Here is a 16,274-nt window from a genome sequence, read left to right on the forward strand (position 1 = left end):
CTTCGCACCCGCGTTGCGCAGGCACCGGTCCCGGTAGTCGCGACCATCACAAGGCACCACGTACGACATGAGCCAATCGACATTGTTGGCGCCGGGCGGCCGGCCGTTGCGGCAGGCCGCCGGCGAACCGCCGCTGAAGCGGGCCCGGCCCCATGCCGGCGATCCCACTCGCCAAACCATCATCATTTCCCGGATCATTTTCGCGGTGCTTACGGTCGCGCTGTGGGAGGTGGCTGCACGCTGGCTGGTAGACCCGTTCTGGATCGGGCAGCCCAGCAAGATCGCCGAGCGGCTCTGGAAACTGATCGTATCCAACGACCTGCTCTGGCATGCCGTCCCTACGGTACTGCATGCGGCGGCGGGCCTGCTGCTCAGCCTGTTGGTAGGCATCCCGGTCGGATTGTTGTTCGCCTCCAGCAAGTTCGTGGAGCGCGTGCTGGAACCCTTCTTCCTGGGCCTGTACAGCATTCCGCGCATTGCCCTCGCGCCGCTGTTCATTCTTTGGTTCGGCATTGGCCCGATGTCGAAGGTGGTCATGGCTTTTTCGCTGGTGGTGTTCGTGGTGATCATGAATACCTATGAAGGCATGCGCGGTGTGGACCGCGAGCTGATCGACATGATGAAGGCCATGCGGGCGTCGCGCTCATACATCCTGCGCAAGGTGATGCTGCCTTCCATCGTGCCGTGGCTGTTCGCCTCGGTGCGGGTGGGCGTCGGGCTGGCACTGATCGGTTCGGTGGTGGGCGAATTGCTGGGGTCGAACCGCGGACTGGGCTGGTACGTCGAGCACGCCGCGGGCCGTATCGACGTCATTGGTGTATTCACAGGCCTGGTCATCCTGATGATTGTGGGCATCCTGCTCAACGAGCTGGTCAAGTTGGCGGAAAACCGCTTGATGCGCAACCGCCGCTGACCGCGGCATTTTTCATTGCCCGGATGGCCACACATGAATGACGTTGTCTCGGACCCCTCCATTGCCACCCTGTCCAGGTTGGTGGCCGAACCTGCAGTAGAGCTGAGGAACGTCGCCATGGATTATGGCGGCGCCGTCCTGGCGCTGGCCGATATCGACCTGACCTTGGCCGAAGGCGAATTCCTGTCCATCGTCGGCCCCAGCGGCTGCGGCAAGTCGACGCTGCTGAAACTGATTTCGGGGCTGGCCCAGCCGGCCGCGGGCCAGGTCATCGTACGGGGCCGCCCTGTGCAAGGCACGCCGCCAGGCATCGGTTTCATGTTCCAGCGCGATGCCCTGCTGCCCTGGGCCACTGTGCGCGAGAACATTGCCGTGGGCCTCGATTGTGCCGGCCTGCCGGCCGGCAGCGAGCGCGAGCGGCGCATCGATGAACTGCTGGCCTTCATCGGCCTATCCCAATTCGGCGATGCCTATCCGCGCACCCTGTCGGGCGGCATGCGGCAACGCGTGGCGCTGGGCCGCATTCTTGCCTACGCACCCGACATTTACCTGATGGACGAGCCTTTCGGCGCGTTGGACGCACAGACCAAACTGCTGATGGGCCAAGAGTTGCTGAGCATCTGGAGCCGGTTTCGCAAGGGGATCATATTCGTTACCCACGATATCGAAGAGGCTGTCAGCCTTTCGGATCGGGTGGTCGTCATGACTGGCCGGCCGGGGCGGATAAAGGCGCAATACCAGATCGACCTGCCACGTCCGCGCGATTCCCGCGGCGTACGCAAGCTTGCGGCTTTTCACCAGTACGTGGACAGTATCTGGAGCGACATCATGTCAGAGTCGGTACGCGACTGAGCAGCGGCGGAGCCCCCGGCATGCCATCGAAGCCCCTGTGGGGCTGGAGTGCGACCGAACTGGCCGAGGCCATTGCGCGCCGGGATATTTCCAGCCGCGAAGCCGTTCAGAGCGCTTTCGAGCGCCTGGCCGAAGTGAACCCTGCCGTCAACGCTGTCGTCGATATCCTGTACGACGAGGCCAGCGAAGCCGCCGGCCGGGCCGACCAGGCCTTGCGCCAGGGCCTGCCGGCCGGCAGCCTGCACGGCGTTCCGGTCACGGTCAAGATCGATACTGACTATGCGGGCCGGCCGACGACCCGCGGCGTGGTGGCTTACCGCGAACAGATCGCCGTGGAAGATGCGCCGGCCATCGCCAATCTGCGGCGCGCGGGTGCGGTCATCATCGGGCGCACCAATGTTCCGGCCTTCACCGCTCGTTATTTCACCGACAACGACCTGCACGGCCGCACTTACAACCCCTGGAACCGCGCGGTGACTCCTGGCGGTTCCAGCGGTGGAGCCGCGGTTGCAACCGCAGTCGGTATCGGGGCGCTGGCCCACGGCACCGACCGCTCCGGTTCTGTCCGCTATCCGGCCTACGTCAACGGGGTGTATGGCCTGCGGGCCTCGTTTGGCAGGGTTCCGGTATACAACGGCACGGCCAGGACGCCGCCCGGGCTGACCTCGCAGATCACGGGCGTGCCTGGCCTGTTCGCGCGTCACGCGGCCGATCTGCGCCTGGGAATGGCGGCGCTGTCCGCGCCCGACCCGCGCGATCCCTGGCATGTGGCGGCTCCTTTCTACCGGGCACCTGGGGCGCCACGCGGCAAGGTGGGGGTCGCAATGGCATTCGACGCATACGATGTGGATCCGGCAGTCGCTCAGGCGCTGGCCAGGACGCGCACCGCGCTGGAGAACGCCGGCTACGAGACCTGTGAAGTCGAGCTGCCCGCATTCGAAGAGCTTGCGACGCTGTTCCGCCAACTGGCCTCGGCCGAAGAGGCCCAGGACCGCAGCAAGGCCATCGAGGCGTATGGCGACGAGGCCGTGCGGACGGCCCGGCGCAACGCGCGCGGCAGTGTTCCCACACTGGATTTCCAGGCATACATCCAGGGTCTGGGGCGGCGCCATGCGCTGGCGCGGCTGTGGAGCCTGCTGTTGCAAGAGCATCCCTTGCTGCTGTTACCGTTGTCGTTCCGGCGGCCCGTGCCGGTGGACTACGACCAGGGCGGCGCGCTGCAGATGCACCGCTTTGTACGCGACCAGCATCCCATGCTGGCGGTGGCCCTGCTGGGCTTGCCCGCATTGGCGCTACCCGCCGGCACGGCCGGCGGCGCGCCCGTGGGCGTCCAGTTGGTAGGGCGGCGGTTCCACGAGGAAAACTTGATTCACGCGGCCCAGTCTATCGAGCCGGCGAACCTGTGTACGGTCATGCCCATCGATCCCAGATAGCAATGCGGCCCGCCCTTGTGGCTGCAGGACGGGCCGCGTATATCGAGCTTCGGGGAAGAGATGCCTACGCGGCGACCGCGGTGCGAACGGTGCGGTTGTCTACCAGCTGCTCGAAACCCAGGTTGGGCGGAATCAGATCCCACCCGACCAGCCAGTCGTACGTAGACTGGAATTCCGCGCGATCGTACGGAGTCGGGTCGATGTACCGCAAGCGCGGCAGGTGGAAGTCGTCGGGCGTGAGTTGCTGGCGGTAGTCATCGGGTAGTGCATCAATCAGGTAATGCAGGTACTTTCGCTTGTCGGCGTTGATGCGTTTGACGGCCTCTTTGAGAACGACGGTAATTTCCTGCCACGTCTGCGCGTCGACTTCGGGCGAGGCGATTTCCGAGCCCGTGTAGTGCGCCTCGATGACTTTCTGGAAGCCATTCTTTTCGGCCAGGCTCAACCAGGGATCCATCAGCGTGACGGCGGCCAGCCGGCCGTCGCGAACCGCTTCATAGCCCTCGCGCGGGCTGACGTTCACCACCTTGATCTCGTCGCGCGCCAGATAGCCCTCGAGCATCTGCAGCGTGGCGTAGTGGGTGCCGGTGTGATAGCCCACACCGATGACCTGGTTGCGCAGCGTCTGCGGATGTGTGAACTGGGAACCGGGCGCCGAGAGAATGGCCTGGACGCCGATCGCCGAGCGCTTGCCGATGATGCGGCCGCCCCGCTCGCTGTCATGGGCGCGGCGCACCTGGCCCCACTCGCATGCCCGGTAGACCGCGGCCTGGCCTTCCTCGAAGGGCCGATGCGGCCCGATGGAGGGCACGTCGCGATGGTCGGCCACGAATTCGTACCCTTCCAGGGGACGAGCCTTCACGAATTCGATGTCCAGGCCGGCTTGTTGGAACAGGCCTTCGTCGCGCGCGACCAGCCACGGCAGTGAAAAGATCGTGCCGGAAATTTCGTTGACTATCTTCTTGCTTGCCATTATCGACTCCTGTTTGTGGGAAAACGACATCCGCTGGAGCGGGTCAGCGTTCCAGCAAGGTGTTGGTCAAATCCACGTCTGCCTGATCGATGGGTTCGAGATCGGGCTCTACCGAGCGCAGGATCTCGACCATCTTCAAGAATCCGGATTCGGAAATCCGGCCGTCGGGTGAAATGATGTTCGGCGCGACCGCTGCAAATTGCTTGACGAAGACGTCGCTGCGCTCGGGAAACAGTGTCCTGACGCCACGTTCGACCGCAGCCGGATCGGTCTGTATGATTTGCTCGGCTTTCAGCACGGCGCGCGCGATGCCCTTGGCTGCCTCGGGGTGATCGTCTATCCAGTCCTTCTTGGCAACCACCGCCTGCCCCGAATGCGGAATTTTCCGCCAGTCGTACAGGATGCGGTACTTGCCAGGAGACTCCAGTTCATCGTTGATGAAGTCGGGCGTTGTCGACATGATGGCGTCGACTTGCCCCGAGTCCAGGCCGGCTCGCCCGGCGGCGCCGCCGCCCGTGCCGATGATGGTGAAGTCCTTGTCCGGGTCCAGCCCCAACCCCTTGATGGTCCAGCGCAGCACATTGTCGGAGTAGCTGCCCGGAGCAGAGACCACGATCTTTCCGCCACGCAGGTCGGCCAGGCTCTTGTAGTCCTTGTTCGACGGTACGACCAGGATGTGCGTGATGTAGCGGTCGATGCCCACCAGGTAGCGCGCCTGCACGCCCCGGTTGCTCAGCCTGAGCACATGATCGGTCGCGAACGCGGCAAGGTCGACCGATCCCCCCACCAGTGCCTGCACGGCAACGCCGCCGCCGCGGAAATTCACGGTCTCGACATCGATATTCTCGGCCTTGAACAGGCCCTGGTCGATGGCGACCACGATGGGAAGCTGCGATTCATTGGTACCGATCAGGCCGATCTTGACCTTGGTCTGGGCCGCGGCGGGCAGTGCGGCGCTTGCCGCCAGGGCCAGCAAAAGCGCTTGCGCGGCAGCACGGCCGGTGGGGCGGGAAACGGCCTGCACTCGGGCGAGCAGGCGCGAAAAAACGGGGATTGAAAGCATCGACTGTCCGTAGGTTGGGTCGGGTCGTAGACCGGTAATGCGAGGGAAAATAAAGGGTGCCGCGGCCGTTTCTACACCACGCAGGCCCGGTAGAACACGCGTCGCTGCCCGCCGAAGTCGCCGATGCCGCGGTGCTGGACCACGCGGTTGTCCCACAGGATGAGGGCGCCTGGCTCCCAGCTGTAGCGAGCCTGTACCTCGGGCGATTTGATCTCCTCGAACAGGATTGCCAGCAGGTTCTGGCTGACCGTGCGCGAGACGTGCTTGATATAGGTGGTGTAAGACTCGTTGACCAAGAGCTGCTTTCTGCCCGTATCGGGGTGTGCGCGCACCAGCGGGGTTTCGATCGGAGCGGCCAGCGCGCGTTGCCGTGCGTTCTCGTCGGGGTCGGGAAAGCGGTCGGCCATGTGGCCCGTGGCATCCCAGTAGTGGACTGCCGTCAGGGTCTCGAGATAGGCGGCGAAGTGCGGGTCTAGCCTTTCGTAGGCCAGGATGGCATTGCTGAACAGCGTGTCGCCGCCGAACGCCGGCACTTCCTGTCCGTATAGCGCTGTGAGCTTTGGAGGATTCGGCCGAAAGGCCTGGTCGATATGCCAGAGGAAGTTGCGGGCTTGGCGCTTGTCGCTGGAATCGACCACATTGGCCCGTGTATTGGCGGACACCGCAGGCGTCTTCGGTCCGTTGTACAGCACCACCTCGCCGAAAGCCTGCAGCAGGTCGGTGAAGCTCTCGGGCGTGACGGAGCCCGGTTCGAAGATCAGCAGGCCGTATTCCCGAAGCGCGTCACGCAGGGCTGCGCGAGTCTGCTGCGGCAGCGACCCGCCTTCATAGCGCCAGCGGCGGACCTGCGCCCCGAGCGCGGGCTTCCAACGCTCGATGTCAGGCAGGGCTGAAGCGGCCAGGGGCGGCGTGCGAGTCGGTGCAGAAGCGGCAAGGGTAGGCATGGCAGTTGCGACGGATAAAGGTGCCAGCACATGGCTGGATGTTCCGCTGACGTAAGCGTGTCGGAAAATGGTAGCGGTGTTGGCGCGCCAACGGAACGACTCCTCACTCATTTCCTTATGCCGCATTTGCGCTTCGTGTCCGAAGGCATCGGTGCGGTACAGCGGCCCTCAGCGATGGGTTGCCACGCGTGCGGGGTCGGCGGACCAGGCGCTCCAGGAACCCGCGTAGAGCGTAGCCTTGACGCCCAGGTCCTGGGTGGCGGCGATCAGGTAAGTGGCCGCTACCCCTGAACCGCAATACGCCACTACCGGGCGATCGCCATCGAGCAGGCCCAACGATTGGGCCAGGGCCTGGCGTTCGGCGCGAGGCAGCAGCCGGCCTTCCGAGTCCTGCCATGCGGCAGCCGGACTGTTCAGCGCGCCCGGCAAATGCGAAGGGCCGTCGCCCGGGCCGTCGAACGCGGCTTTGCCGCGCGCATCGATCAACAGGAAAGCCGAGGGATCGCGTGCCAGGGTGGGCGTATCGATTTCCTCGAAGCTGCCGCCTGGGGCGGCACCCGCCGGCTGCGGTGCCTCGGTCGCCGTGCGTGCCTGCCAGGCGGCCAACCCGCCATCCAGGATATGCACGCGTGGCCGCCCAATCCAGCGCAGTACCCACCAGGCGCGGCTGGCGCTGGTGCCGCCGGTATCGTCATAGACCACGATTTCATCGTCTTCGCCAATTCCCAGGCCTGCCAGCCAGTGCCGCACCGATTGCGGTTCGGGCAGGGGGCGCCGGCCTTTTTCGCCGCCGCCTGCACCGGCATAGTGCGACGCCAGGTCCGAGACGTGGCTTGCGGGAATGGTGACGGTGGGATCAGTGGGTTCGGGCGACACGAACAGCAGCGCCGGCGGATCGGTATCGGCCAGCCGGCCGGCCAGCGCGGCCGCGCTGATGAATGGCGATGTCGGGGGAGCGGAATGGGCTTGCGTCATGGCGACCTCGATTCGGAAGTTAAGAGCGGGCGTTACGGACGAGCAGATGGCCGCCGGAGCCCGCGGGCATGGAGAAACACAGAAGGGCACTGAGCAGGCATAGCGTGCCCAGCACCAATGCAGCCCATAGGTAGCTATGCGCCGCAGTGGCATCGCCCAGGGTTTCCAAGGCGCGCAGCAGCACGGCGGTCAGAGCCACGCCAAGCGCCACGGACAGGTTCTGCACGGATAGGAAAAAGCTGGTGGCCGAGGCAAGCTTCGGCTTGCCGACGTCGGCGTAGGCAAGCGTGCCGTAGGCGTTCATCTGCAGCGAACGCGCCCAGCCGAAACCGAACAGCGCCAGCACGTAGACGATGAAGGCTTCGCGAGGGTCGAGCACGGCCGCCAGCGCCAGGCACAGCGCAGCCAGCAGGCCGTGCAGCAACAGCCCGGTGCGATAGCCCAGGCGGCGCAGCAACCGTGTGCTGAAGAACTTCATGACGAATCCGCCGGCGGCCGGCGCCAGCACGATAAGCCCGGCAGCCAGGGGACTGTATCCATAGACCTCTTGCAGCATGAGCGGCAACAGGAACGGGACGCCTCCTACGGCGATGCGGAACAGTGTGCTGCCGGCCATGGCGTCGCGGAAGCTGACGATAGACAACAGTGCCAGCGCCAACACCGGTTCGGGGTGCCGCCGCGCATAGCGCACGTATATCGCCAGCAGCACCAGGCCGCCGGCCAGCGCCACGATGGCCGAATGCCACGCGCCTTCGGCTGCGCCGCGCTCACCCAGGGCCATCAGTCCGTACACCAGGCCAGCGAAGGCCAGGCCTGTCAGCCCGGCGCCCAGCGCGTCGAAGCGTGCGCCTGGCCGGCCAGGTTGCGCGGGCAGGAAGCGCCAAACCAGCAGCAGGGTCGCCAGGCATAGCGGGATATTGATCCAGAAAATCCAGCGCCAGCCCAGATAGGTGGTAAGCAGGCCCCCCAGGAAAGGCCCTACCATGGGCGCGATCATGGCCAGCAGTATCACCAGCGCCATGGCCTCGACCAATTCGTGCGTGTCGGCCTTGCGCAGCACGATCAGCCGTCCTATCGGAGCCATGAGGGCGCCGGCCAGGCCCTGGACGAAGCGCAAGGCGATCAGCACCTCGGCGTCCTGGGCCAGGCCGCAGGCGGCCGAGCTGGCCAGGAAGGCGAAGATGGCCAGTGCGAACACGCGCCGGTCACCGTAGCGGTCGGCCAGCCGCCCGCTCAGCGGAATCAGCATCGTCAGGCCCAGCAAGTACGCGGTGATGGCGCCGCTTAGCGCGACCGCGTCGGTGCCCAGGTCGGCCGCCATCGCCGGCAGCGCGGGCGCAATGATGGTGGCATCCAGTTGCTCGATGAAGAAGACTGCCGAGACGATCCACGCCACGCGCCGGGTACTGCCCGAAAGTGTTGGCGTGCCCTGGGTATGCACTGCGGACATCGCCATCTCAGTCGATGACCGCGCGGTGAAGCAAGCGGCGCTGGCCCCCGTAGTTGTACACGCCACGATGCTGCACGATGCGGTTGTCCCAGATCAGCGCTGCGCCGTCCCGCCAATGGTATTCCGCGCAGACTTCTGGTGAGCGCAGGAACTCGAAGACAATGCTCAGCAGGCTGTCGCTGACGCCGCGGGGCACGCCCAGGACGCGCTGTGCGTAAAGTTCGCAGGCAAACAGCTGCTTGGCGCCGGTTTCGGGATGCTCGCGCACCAGTGGAACTTCCAGTGGCTGCCGGTCGAGCCGAGCCTGCGCCAGGCGTTCGGCGTCACCGAACGACATCGAGACCAGGCCCATCTGGTCGGGGTTGTGGATCACCGAGAGCGTATCGAGGTAGTTGGCCAGCGCCGGGTCGATCAGCGCGTAGGCGGCGGTGGCGTTCGAGAATACGGTGCCGCCGCCATACCCAGGCGCCTGGACGCAATAGAGGGCGGTGAACTTCTGTGGCCGCTGGCGGTAGGCCTGATCGATGTGCCAGATGTAATTGGTGCGGGTCTTCTTGCTGGCCGAATCGATCGCATTGGTTTCGCCGCCGACCCTTGGCGCCTGCGGATTTCCGGCGAACTGGGGCGACCCGAACAGGCGGGCGAATTGTTCGAAGTCTTCGGGCGCCAGCGAGCCTGGCACGAACGACAGGAAGCCATGCTTGAGCAGCGATTGGTACAGGAAGTGCTGCACAGGGGGCGGCACGTCTTTCCCGGGCGCCAGGTGAAATCCTTGTACGACGCCACCCACGACGGGCGAGTACGGCGTCACGGTGATGCCTTCGTACGTTTGCGGCTCGTGGTGCAGCCACGCCGAGTCCAATACCCTGGGCTGGTGCCGGTCGGTATCGGCGGGTTGGTGCAGTGGCAGGGGGGCGGCGCTCATTCGGGATCTTCCAGGCAAAGAGAAATCCTAGATACAGTAGGGCGTACCGCCAACCAATATCTCTTCATTTGCTTATGGCGGATGCGCTGTGCCAGCGGGCACGCCAGGCAAACTCGGCCTCCGGGTTTCTCCAGTGGCCAGGCGGTCGACCTTCCAGCAGGTTCAGTAAGTTGCGCAGGGCGGCGTCCTCGAACGAGTCCGCCATTTCGCGAGTGTGGCCGACAAGGTGCGGAGTGAGGATGACATGCTCGCTTCGGCGCAGTGGGCTGTCGGCGGGAAGGGGCTCCGTCACGAAGGTGTCCAGGGCGGCAGCCGCCAGGCGCCGTGATGCCAGGGCACGGGCCAGCGCGGTTTCGTCGATTGCCGCGCCACGTGCGGTATTGACCAGGCAGGCATGCGGCGGCATCAACGCGAGAGCGCTCGCGTCGATCACGGGCGGTTCGCCGGCGCGCACGGTAGTGTGCAGGCTGAGAATGTCGCTACGACGCAGGACGTCGTCCAGCGGCGCCACCTCGATACCGGGCACGGCGATGGCGGTGTCCAGGCGTCCGTGGGCTGCCACCAGGACGCGGCAGCCGAAGGCCTGCAGGCGGTGCGCTACCGCGCGCCCGATTCGGCCGAAGCCGACCAGGCCCACGGTCTTGCCCGAAAGCGTGCGCGCCCAGCGGGCGGAGGGACTGGGCCGCTTGCGCTCGCTGCGCATGACCTGCATGCTGGCCAGGGGATCGTAGAGCAGCATCAGGATCAGTAGCACCGTAGCTTCGGCCATGGAAATGACGTTCTCCGGTGTGGCGCCATGGCCGACCAGCACACCGCGCCGCGTGGCATGGCCAACATCGATGTTCTCGGTCCCAATGCTGGCGCAGACGATACCGGCTAGCCTCGCGGCGGTGTCCAGCAGGGCCGGTTCGACACGAAAGCGCGAGCTGACCAGCATGGCCCCCGCCGTGGCCAGCCAGGCCGGCGCTGGCGCAGTCGCGTCGAATTGGGCTGGGCCGTACACGACTTCCACACCCCGCGCATGCAGTTTCTCTGCGATATTGTCGAAGGTTTCAGCCAGACCCTCGTCGTGCCAGATGGCGACACGTCGTTCGGGCAGGCGCATGAGGCCAGGTGCCGAAGCCATGAATGTACGGCTGCCCGGGCTCAGGTCCTGTAGCTGGGGAACTGCCGCTCGGCCTGTCGTAGCAGCGCGCCCCAGTCCTTGCCGTCGGCGGTAATGCGCGTCAGGTGCCGGGCGACCTGCTCGTTGGTGTAGGCCTGCACGTCCTCGGATGGCAGCACCAGATCGTCGACGCTGCCAGCTGACAGGGCCGCTATCTGCGCCTTGCAGGCCAGTTCGAAATTGTGGTGTTCGACGTAGGCCTCGGGGATCGTCTTGCCGGTGATCAGTACGCCGTGGTTGCGCATCAGCAAAAAGGCCTTGTCGCCCAGGCTTTCGAGCAACCGCACGGTGTGCTCGGGGCTGAACTCGAATCCGGAAAAGGGATGACAGGCCGTACGGGAATGGACCCGGAAGGCATGCTGAGAAATCGGCAGCAGCCCGAATCGCTGCACCGATACGCCGATGTTGGCCGGCGTATGTGTGTGGAATACGGCCATCACGTCGGGCCTGCCCTTGAGGACGCCGCCGTGGATGATGTGGCTGCCCTTGCTGCCATTGCCCGGATCATTGCTCAGCTTGGTACCGTCCACATGGTACTTGAGCAGGGACGAAGCCGTTACCTCGTCGAAGAAGTGACGCTCGTTCTTGACGAGATAGTGCTCGGGCTCGCCGGGCACACGCGCCGATAAGTGGTTGTAGGTCAGGTCGTTGACGCCTGCCGCGGCCATCAAGCGATGACAGGCGGCCAGCTCGATACGGGCCTGCCATTCGGCCAGGCTGATGCCTGCGGGCTGAGCGTGGGATGTGGCGGCGACCGGATCGAGCAGCGTGGAATCGGACATGGCGTGAAATGCGCGTAGGGTGCAGCTGGAGGTGAACAGGCACAGATAGGCGATGAGCAGAAATTATAGGAGCGCGAAATGCGATGCATGCCCGTTTCGGCATACAGATTGCTTATTTGCTCATGCCAGGGCCGTTGCGATGACCTTGAGCTGGCGAGGCATTTGGTTATCACTATTGCCAATTTCCGATTTCTTGCGGACTTCCCTAACATCATCCGTTTATGTGTGTGGCCACCATCGCGGCCCCAGGAAATCGAAAAGCCATGAGATTTGCCAAGCTGCTCGCCATTCTGTCCATTCTGTTCTTGGCCATTCCATTGCGGGCGGGCGCGCAAGGCCGGGATCTCAAATCCCTGGACATCGCCATCGTGGGCGGGGCCAGCGCCACCTACTGGGATATCTTCGCGGCGCAGGCGCTGGGATACTATCGCGATGCGGGCATCGACCTGAAGATCACCAGCATCGATACAGGCAGCAAGGCCGCGCAGGGCCTGGTGACCAGTGCGGTACACCTAGCCTCACTGCCGGCCGAGGTCGCGATCTCGGCAATCGAGAAAGGCGCGGGGCTGGCCATCATCGGCGCCGAAACCGCCAGGCCGCACTTTTCCTTCGTGGTCAGCAAGGACATCGACGGCTACGAACAACTACGCGGCAAGACCATCGCCGTCTCGCAGCTCGCCGAGGCTGGCGCAACCATCCTGCGCAAGCTGCTGGCGCAGCATGGCGTACTGCCCGGCGAATACAACATCATCCAACTGGGCGGCAACAGCAACCGGATGACCGGCCTGATCAAGGGGGCGATTGACGCCACTTTCCTGTCGCCGCCGCTGGATTTCCGTGCTGAATCGGAGATCGGCGCCCAGCGCCTGGGCTACTTGTACGAGGTTTTCGAAAATCCCTACATGGTGTACACGGTGCAAAGCGACTGGGCCGAGAAAAATCCCGACCTTGTCGCCGCGTTCTTGCGGGCCACGATCCGCAGTGCGCGCTGGCTGTTCGATCCTGCCAATCGCGAACAGGCCATCGATGTACTGGTCCGGGCACGCACTGCGACGTCGGAAGATGCCGCGAAGACTTACGACCTTTTCTTCGGATCCAGGGCGATCCAGGCCCGCGACGCCGCCATCGAGCCACAGCATATTCAGGCATATCTCGATTTGCGCGGTGGCGGGCCCCTGGGCCCGGACGCATTTCTGGACTTGCGCTATCGAGCGCAGGCCTTGACCGGCTTGCAGTAAGGCTTACCCATGCCTTCACCACCCCAATCCCTGTCTGCTGGCATGGGGCCGGCGCGCGGCCGCGGTGCGCGGTGGGCGGGCAAGCTCTGGCAGCATCTGTGCTCGCGTACCACGCTGTCCCTGGCCGGCGGGTTTCTGCTCTGGGAAATCGTCGGCCGTTATGTGGTCACCAGCAAAATCCTGTTCGCGCCATTTTCCGAGGTGGTAGGTATCGGCATGCAAATGCTGCTGCATGACGACCTGCTGGCACATATCCGCCTGAGCATGCTGCAGTTCCTGCTGGGATTTGGCCTGGCCGGATTAGTGGGTGTCTCGATCGGGGTGCTGATGGCGGCGAGTCGATGGGCGCGCGATCTGCTGGACCCCTGGGTGTCGTTCTTGTATTCCAGCCCGCTTGTCGCCCTGATGCCCTTCTACATCCTGGTATTCGGTATCGGCATCAGTTCAAAGGTGGCGATTGTGTTCACGGTGGCGGTGTTTCCCATCCTGCTCAATACCACGACCGGCATTCGTTCGGTCGACCAAAATTTCGTAGAGGTCGCGCAGGCCTTCGATTGCAACCGGCGGCAGTTGTTCACCTATGTACTGCTGCCTGCATCGCTGCCGTACATTATGGTGGGCCTGCGCCTGGGTATCGGCCGCGGCCTGACGGGCGTGGTGGTCGGCGAGTTGTTCGCTTCGCAAGCGGGCCTGGGCCATATTATCGCGCAGGCCGGACAGAGCTTCGATACGCCCACACTGCTCATGGGTGTGCTGGTGTTCTCTTTGTTCGGCGTGCTGCTGATGAAGACCGTGGATTGGCTCGAACGTCGTGTGGCGCCCTGGCGCAAGCTCGCTCTGGAGCAAGAATGAACGACATAACCGCGCTCGACATACAAGGCCTGGGAAAGTCATTCACCGGCCGCGATGGGGTTGTCCGCCGGGTACTCGACAATATCGACCTGACCGTGCCGCGTGGCCAGTTCGTCTGCATCGTCGGTGCCAGCGGCAGTGGCAAGACCACGCTCATCCGTGCCATAGGCGGCCTGATTGCGGCCGAGCATGGACACATCGTGTTCAACGGCAAGGTAGTGACCGGGCCCGGCAAGGATCGAAGTTTCGTATTCCAGAACGATTCCCTGTTTCCGTGGCGCACGGTGATCGACAACGTGCTGTTCGGCCTGCAGGTTCAGGGCGTGTCACGCAAGCACAGTCTTCCTGCGGGCGAAGACCTGTTGCGCCGAGTCGGGCTGCGAGGCTACGGTGGGCATTTTCCCGCCGAGCTGTCCGGCGGCATGCGCCAGCGCGTCAATCTGGCGCGCGCCCTGGCGGTGGATCCCGACCTGCTGCTCATGGACGAGCCGTTCTCGGCCCTGGACGCCCAGACCCGCGAAATCATGCAACGCGAACTGCTCGACATCTGGTCCCAGCAGAAGAAGACCGTGGTGTTCATCACCCACCAGATCGACGAGGCCGTCTACCTGGCCGACCGCGTGCTTGTGCTGAGTTCGCATCCGGGCCGCATTGCTGCGGACATCGACATTCCTTTTCCGCGGCCCAGATTGCTGAAGCAGAAGCGCAGCCCTGAGTTCGTCGCGTACGTAGACAGGATCTGGAACCTGATCGAGAAGGACGTGATGGCCACCGCCGCTGGCAGCCATTGAATCGCCGGGAATACCTACACGGTCTCGATGGCCTTGCCAGCGGCAATGTCATCGTTGATTCTGTCGATGAAACCGTCCAGTTCAGCCGGCGCGATGGGGTGGCTGAACATTTCCGAGCGCATCTGCACCCGTTGCCTGCTGATCGCGATGATGGCGTCAATGACTACCTGCGCGTCTTGTTCCGACTTGATCTGATCGTTGACCTGCCGCGCTGCTTCCAGGAAATGATCTTTCTCGTCGTCATAGATGCGTTTCATCGCCTGGGCGATGCGGATCTGCAGCTCGCTGCCGGACAGTTTCGCGCCTTCGCGGAAAATGCGGGCTCCGCCGCCCTCGGTGAACAAGACCGCCGCCCGCTGCAGCGCCGAACCGGATTCCACATAATCCTTGCGCAGGGCTTGAAGGTTTTTCTCTTCGGAAAGCTGGATACGGTCTTCAACCTGCACAGGGCGTTCAAGCACGTATTCCAGCACGTCGGCAAATGCGACGTAATGCTGGAATTCCTCTGATAATTGGGTCAGGAGGTCGCCGAATTCGTGGCGGCTGAAGGTTCGGTCTATTTCGTCAAACTGCTGTGCCAACTGGCTAAGCTCGCGATGCAAGCCATTGAAGTAGCCGTCAACGGGGTTCAGCTCTTTCCAGATCATCGCGCGCAGCCAAAGCGCTTGCTGGTCTTGTGACGGGTCGCCGGCAAAGAACCGCCTGGCGATTTCGGCCTCGGCTTCCCAGTATGGAAGCGCTGCATTGACCAGGCGTTGCGCGTAATCTGTGCCCATGGAGAATTCCGCTCTTTCAAACATAGGGCGGACCACATGGCGTCATCCACCGGAAGATCTGGATTCTATTGAAGGCCTGGCTCGTTGGGAAACGCCATAATCCTATATGTTTATGCGTACGGGGAAATTCGCCCGAATGCGCATGCTTCCCTGGAGTGCATGGCCTATCATGAAGGCCTGTTGGAATTGTTTCCTCTACGCCGATGAATAAACGATGGCTCTTCGTATGGCTAGTCTTGATCGTGGCTTTTGCGCTGCCTGTTGGCGCCCTGGCTTTGGCATTGTTCAATGCACCGGCCCCCTACCGGCTGATTGCCGAGCCCGATGCGCAATGGCGGGCGGGCCAGGTACTTCCCGCCGGCGGCCGTGCCATGGTTCGCAGTCTGTCCGACGATGCCGCCGCCCGCACTGCGGCGCGCCGCACGCTGGAATCCATCTCCACCTCTTCATCCAGCAGCATGCCTGGCGTGCACCGCTACCGGGCGCGTGCCGGCGATGAGCATGGCCTGATCCTGGCCATTGGCCGGTATGTGCTTGTGGTCGCGGCGCCCGATGATGCCGCGCTCGAGCAGGCAATCGCCGCGGTGCCCTTCATTGCCCCGAACGCCGAGCGGAGCGGGGTCGCCGCTATGCTGGACCGGCATCTGTGGGGATTCGTTGCCGGCATACTAGGCTATGCACTGTTGTTTATTCTGTTGGCCAGCCGGACGCTGGCCTGGGCCGCCCGCAGGCCACCATTGCCCGATGTCCCGGCCGCCGGTGAAGCCGACCTGCGCAGCCGGTTGCTCGCGCTCGATTTCCCAGGGGTATCGGCGAGTGTCCGCGCTGACGGCGAACTGGTGTTCGAGCGCGCCGGCGAAGGCTGGGTCGAGCAACTGCGCCTGCAGTTCGACGGCAACGGTAACGTCGTGCGGGCGCTGTCTGGCGGATCGGCGCAATGGGCGCGGTCCCTGGGACACCGTTTCGATTTCTTCAAGTACTGGTGGCGCACCATGCCGCGCGGCCCGCGTAGCGACCAGGTTGCCGAGCTGGTGCAGTCGCTGGGGTGGGTGTGGCAACCTGTGTTTACGTTCCGGCGCCTGATTGGCGGATGACGGGCCCATCCATGGGCAGGCCGGATCGGTGCATACTCGAACAATCTT

At 64.1% G+C, this 16,274-nt stretch carries 16 protein-coding genes; 7 read left to right on the plus strand and 9 right to left on the minus strand.

The genetic code is table 11. The features are described 5' to 3' along the window. Positions 1-67: 67 nt before the first annotated feature. Genes KW845_RS10670 through KW845_RS10680 form a run of 3 tightly spaced genes read left to right on the plus strand, consistent with a single transcriptional unit; the run spans position 68 to position 3,198 of the window. Positions 68-913, plus strand: coding sequence for an ABC transporter permease (locus KW845_RS10670; RefSeq protein WP_218369201.1), 846 nt, complete (start codon positions 68-70; stop codon positions 911-913). 33 nt (positions 914-946) lie between these two features. After that, positions 947-1,765 (plus strand): ABC transporter ATP-binding protein, encoded by an 819-nt coding sequence (locus tag KW845_RS10675; RefSeq protein ID WP_218369202.1) that lies wholly within the window; start codon positions 947-949, stop codon positions 1,763-1,765. Between the two features lie 20 nt (positions 1,766-1,785). After that, on the plus strand, positions 1,786-3,198 hold the full coding sequence (locus tag KW845_RS10680) for an amidase (RefSeq protein ID WP_218369203.1): 1,413 nt from the start codon (positions 1,786-1,788) through the stop codon (positions 3,196-3,198). Positions 3,199-3,262: 64 nt separating this feature from the next. Here the strand turns inward: KW845_RS10680 and KW845_RS10685 are convergent, their stop codons facing one another. The 8 genes from KW845_RS10685 to KW845_RS10720 all read right to left on the minus strand — a co-directional run bounded on the left by KW845_RS10685 (position 3,263) and on the right by KW845_RS10720 (position 11,475). Next, a complete protein-coding gene (locus KW845_RS10685) occupies positions 3,263-4,171 on the minus strand; it encodes an ABC transporter substrate-binding protein (protein ID WP_218369204.1) in 909 nt (302 codons plus the stop codon). A gap of 43 nt (positions 4,172-4,214) precedes the next feature. Then, the gene (locus tag KW845_RS10690; protein WP_218369205.1) at positions 4,215-5,234 is read right to left on the minus strand and encodes an ABC transporter substrate-binding protein; all 1,020 of its coding nucleotides are present in this window, start codon (positions 5,232-5,234) and stop codon (positions 4,215-4,217) included. Positions 5,235-5,305: 71 nt separating this feature from the next. Beyond that, positions 5,306-6,178 (minus strand): TauD/TfdA family dioxygenase, encoded by an 873-nt coding sequence (locus tag KW845_RS10695; RefSeq protein ID WP_218369206.1) that lies wholly within the window; start codon positions 6,176-6,178, stop codon positions 5,306-5,308. A 168-nt stretch (positions 6,179-6,346) separates the two neighbouring features. Beyond that, on the minus strand, positions 6,347-7,153 hold the full coding sequence (locus tag KW845_RS10700; protein WP_218369207.1) for a sulfurtransferase: 807 nt from the start codon (positions 7,151-7,153) through the stop codon (positions 6,347-6,349). Between the two features lie 19 nt (positions 7,154-7,172). Continuing rightward, positions 7,173-8,603 carry an MFS transporter gene (locus tag KW845_RS10705; protein WP_218369208.1) on the minus strand — a complete coding sequence of 477 codons (1,431 nt, stop codon included), beginning with the start codon at positions 8,601-8,603 and terminating at the stop codon, positions 7,173-7,175. A gap of 7 nt (positions 8,604-8,610) precedes the next feature. Continuing rightward, on the minus strand, positions 8,611-9,528 hold the full coding sequence (locus KW845_RS10710; RefSeq protein ID WP_218369209.1) for a TauD/TfdA family dioxygenase: 918 nt from the start codon (positions 9,526-9,528) through the stop codon (positions 8,611-8,613). A 64-nt stretch (positions 9,529-9,592) separates the two neighbouring features. Continuing rightward, positions 9,593-10,654, minus strand: a complete 1,062-nt coding sequence (locus tag KW845_RS10715; protein ID WP_218369210.1) for an NAD(P)-dependent oxidoreductase — start codon at positions 10,652-10,654, stop codon at positions 9,593-9,595. 20 nt (positions 10,655-10,674) lie between these two features. Beyond that, positions 10,675-11,475, minus strand: coding sequence for a class II aldolase/adducin family protein (locus KW845_RS10720; RefSeq protein ID WP_218369211.1), 801 nt, complete (start codon positions 11,473-11,475; stop codon positions 10,675-10,677). A gap of 263 nt (positions 11,476-11,738) precedes the next feature. On the opposite strand from KW845_RS10720, the gene KW845_RS10725 reads away from it, so the two are divergent. From KW845_RS10725 to KW845_RS10735, 3 genes are read left to right on the plus strand one after another with little or no spacing between them, the layout of a single operon-like run. Continuing rightward, positions 11,739-12,713, plus strand: coding sequence for an ABC transporter substrate-binding protein (locus KW845_RS10725; RefSeq protein ID WP_218369212.1), 975 nt, complete (start codon positions 11,739-11,741; stop codon positions 12,711-12,713). A 9-nt stretch (positions 12,714-12,722) separates the two neighbouring features. Beyond that, on the plus strand, positions 12,723-13,565 hold the full coding sequence (locus tag KW845_RS10730) for an ABC transporter permease (protein WP_218369213.1): 843 nt from the start codon (positions 12,723-12,725) through the stop codon (positions 13,563-13,565). Then, positions 13,562-14,356 (plus strand): ABC transporter ATP-binding protein, encoded by a 795-nt coding sequence (locus KW845_RS10735; RefSeq protein WP_218369214.1) that lies wholly within the window; start codon positions 13,562-13,564, stop codon positions 14,354-14,356. The genes KW845_RS10730 and KW845_RS10735 overlap by 4 nt, the downstream gene beginning before the upstream one ends. A gap of 14 nt (positions 14,357-14,370) precedes the next feature. Here KW845_RS10735 and KW845_RS10740 read toward each other — a convergent pair whose 3' ends face one another. After that, positions 14,371-15,168, minus strand: coding sequence for a hypothetical protein (locus KW845_RS10740; protein WP_218369215.1), 798 nt, complete (start codon positions 15,166-15,168; stop codon positions 14,371-14,373). Between the two features lie 206 nt (positions 15,169-15,374). Here KW845_RS10740 and KW845_RS10745 point away from each other — a divergent pair, with 206 nt between their 5' ends. Next, positions 15,375-16,226: a hypothetical protein gene (locus KW845_RS10745; RefSeq protein ID WP_218369216.1), complete on the plus strand. Its 852-nt coding sequence runs from the start codon at positions 15,375-15,377 to the stop codon at positions 16,224-16,226. The last annotated feature ends 48 nt before the right edge of the window (positions 16,227-16,274 follow it).

Source organism: Bordetella sp. BOR01 (genome assembly GCF_019218885.1).
Classification (GTDB): domain Bacteria; phylum Pseudomonadota; class Gammaproteobacteria; order Burkholderiales; family Burkholderiaceae_B; genus Bordetella_A.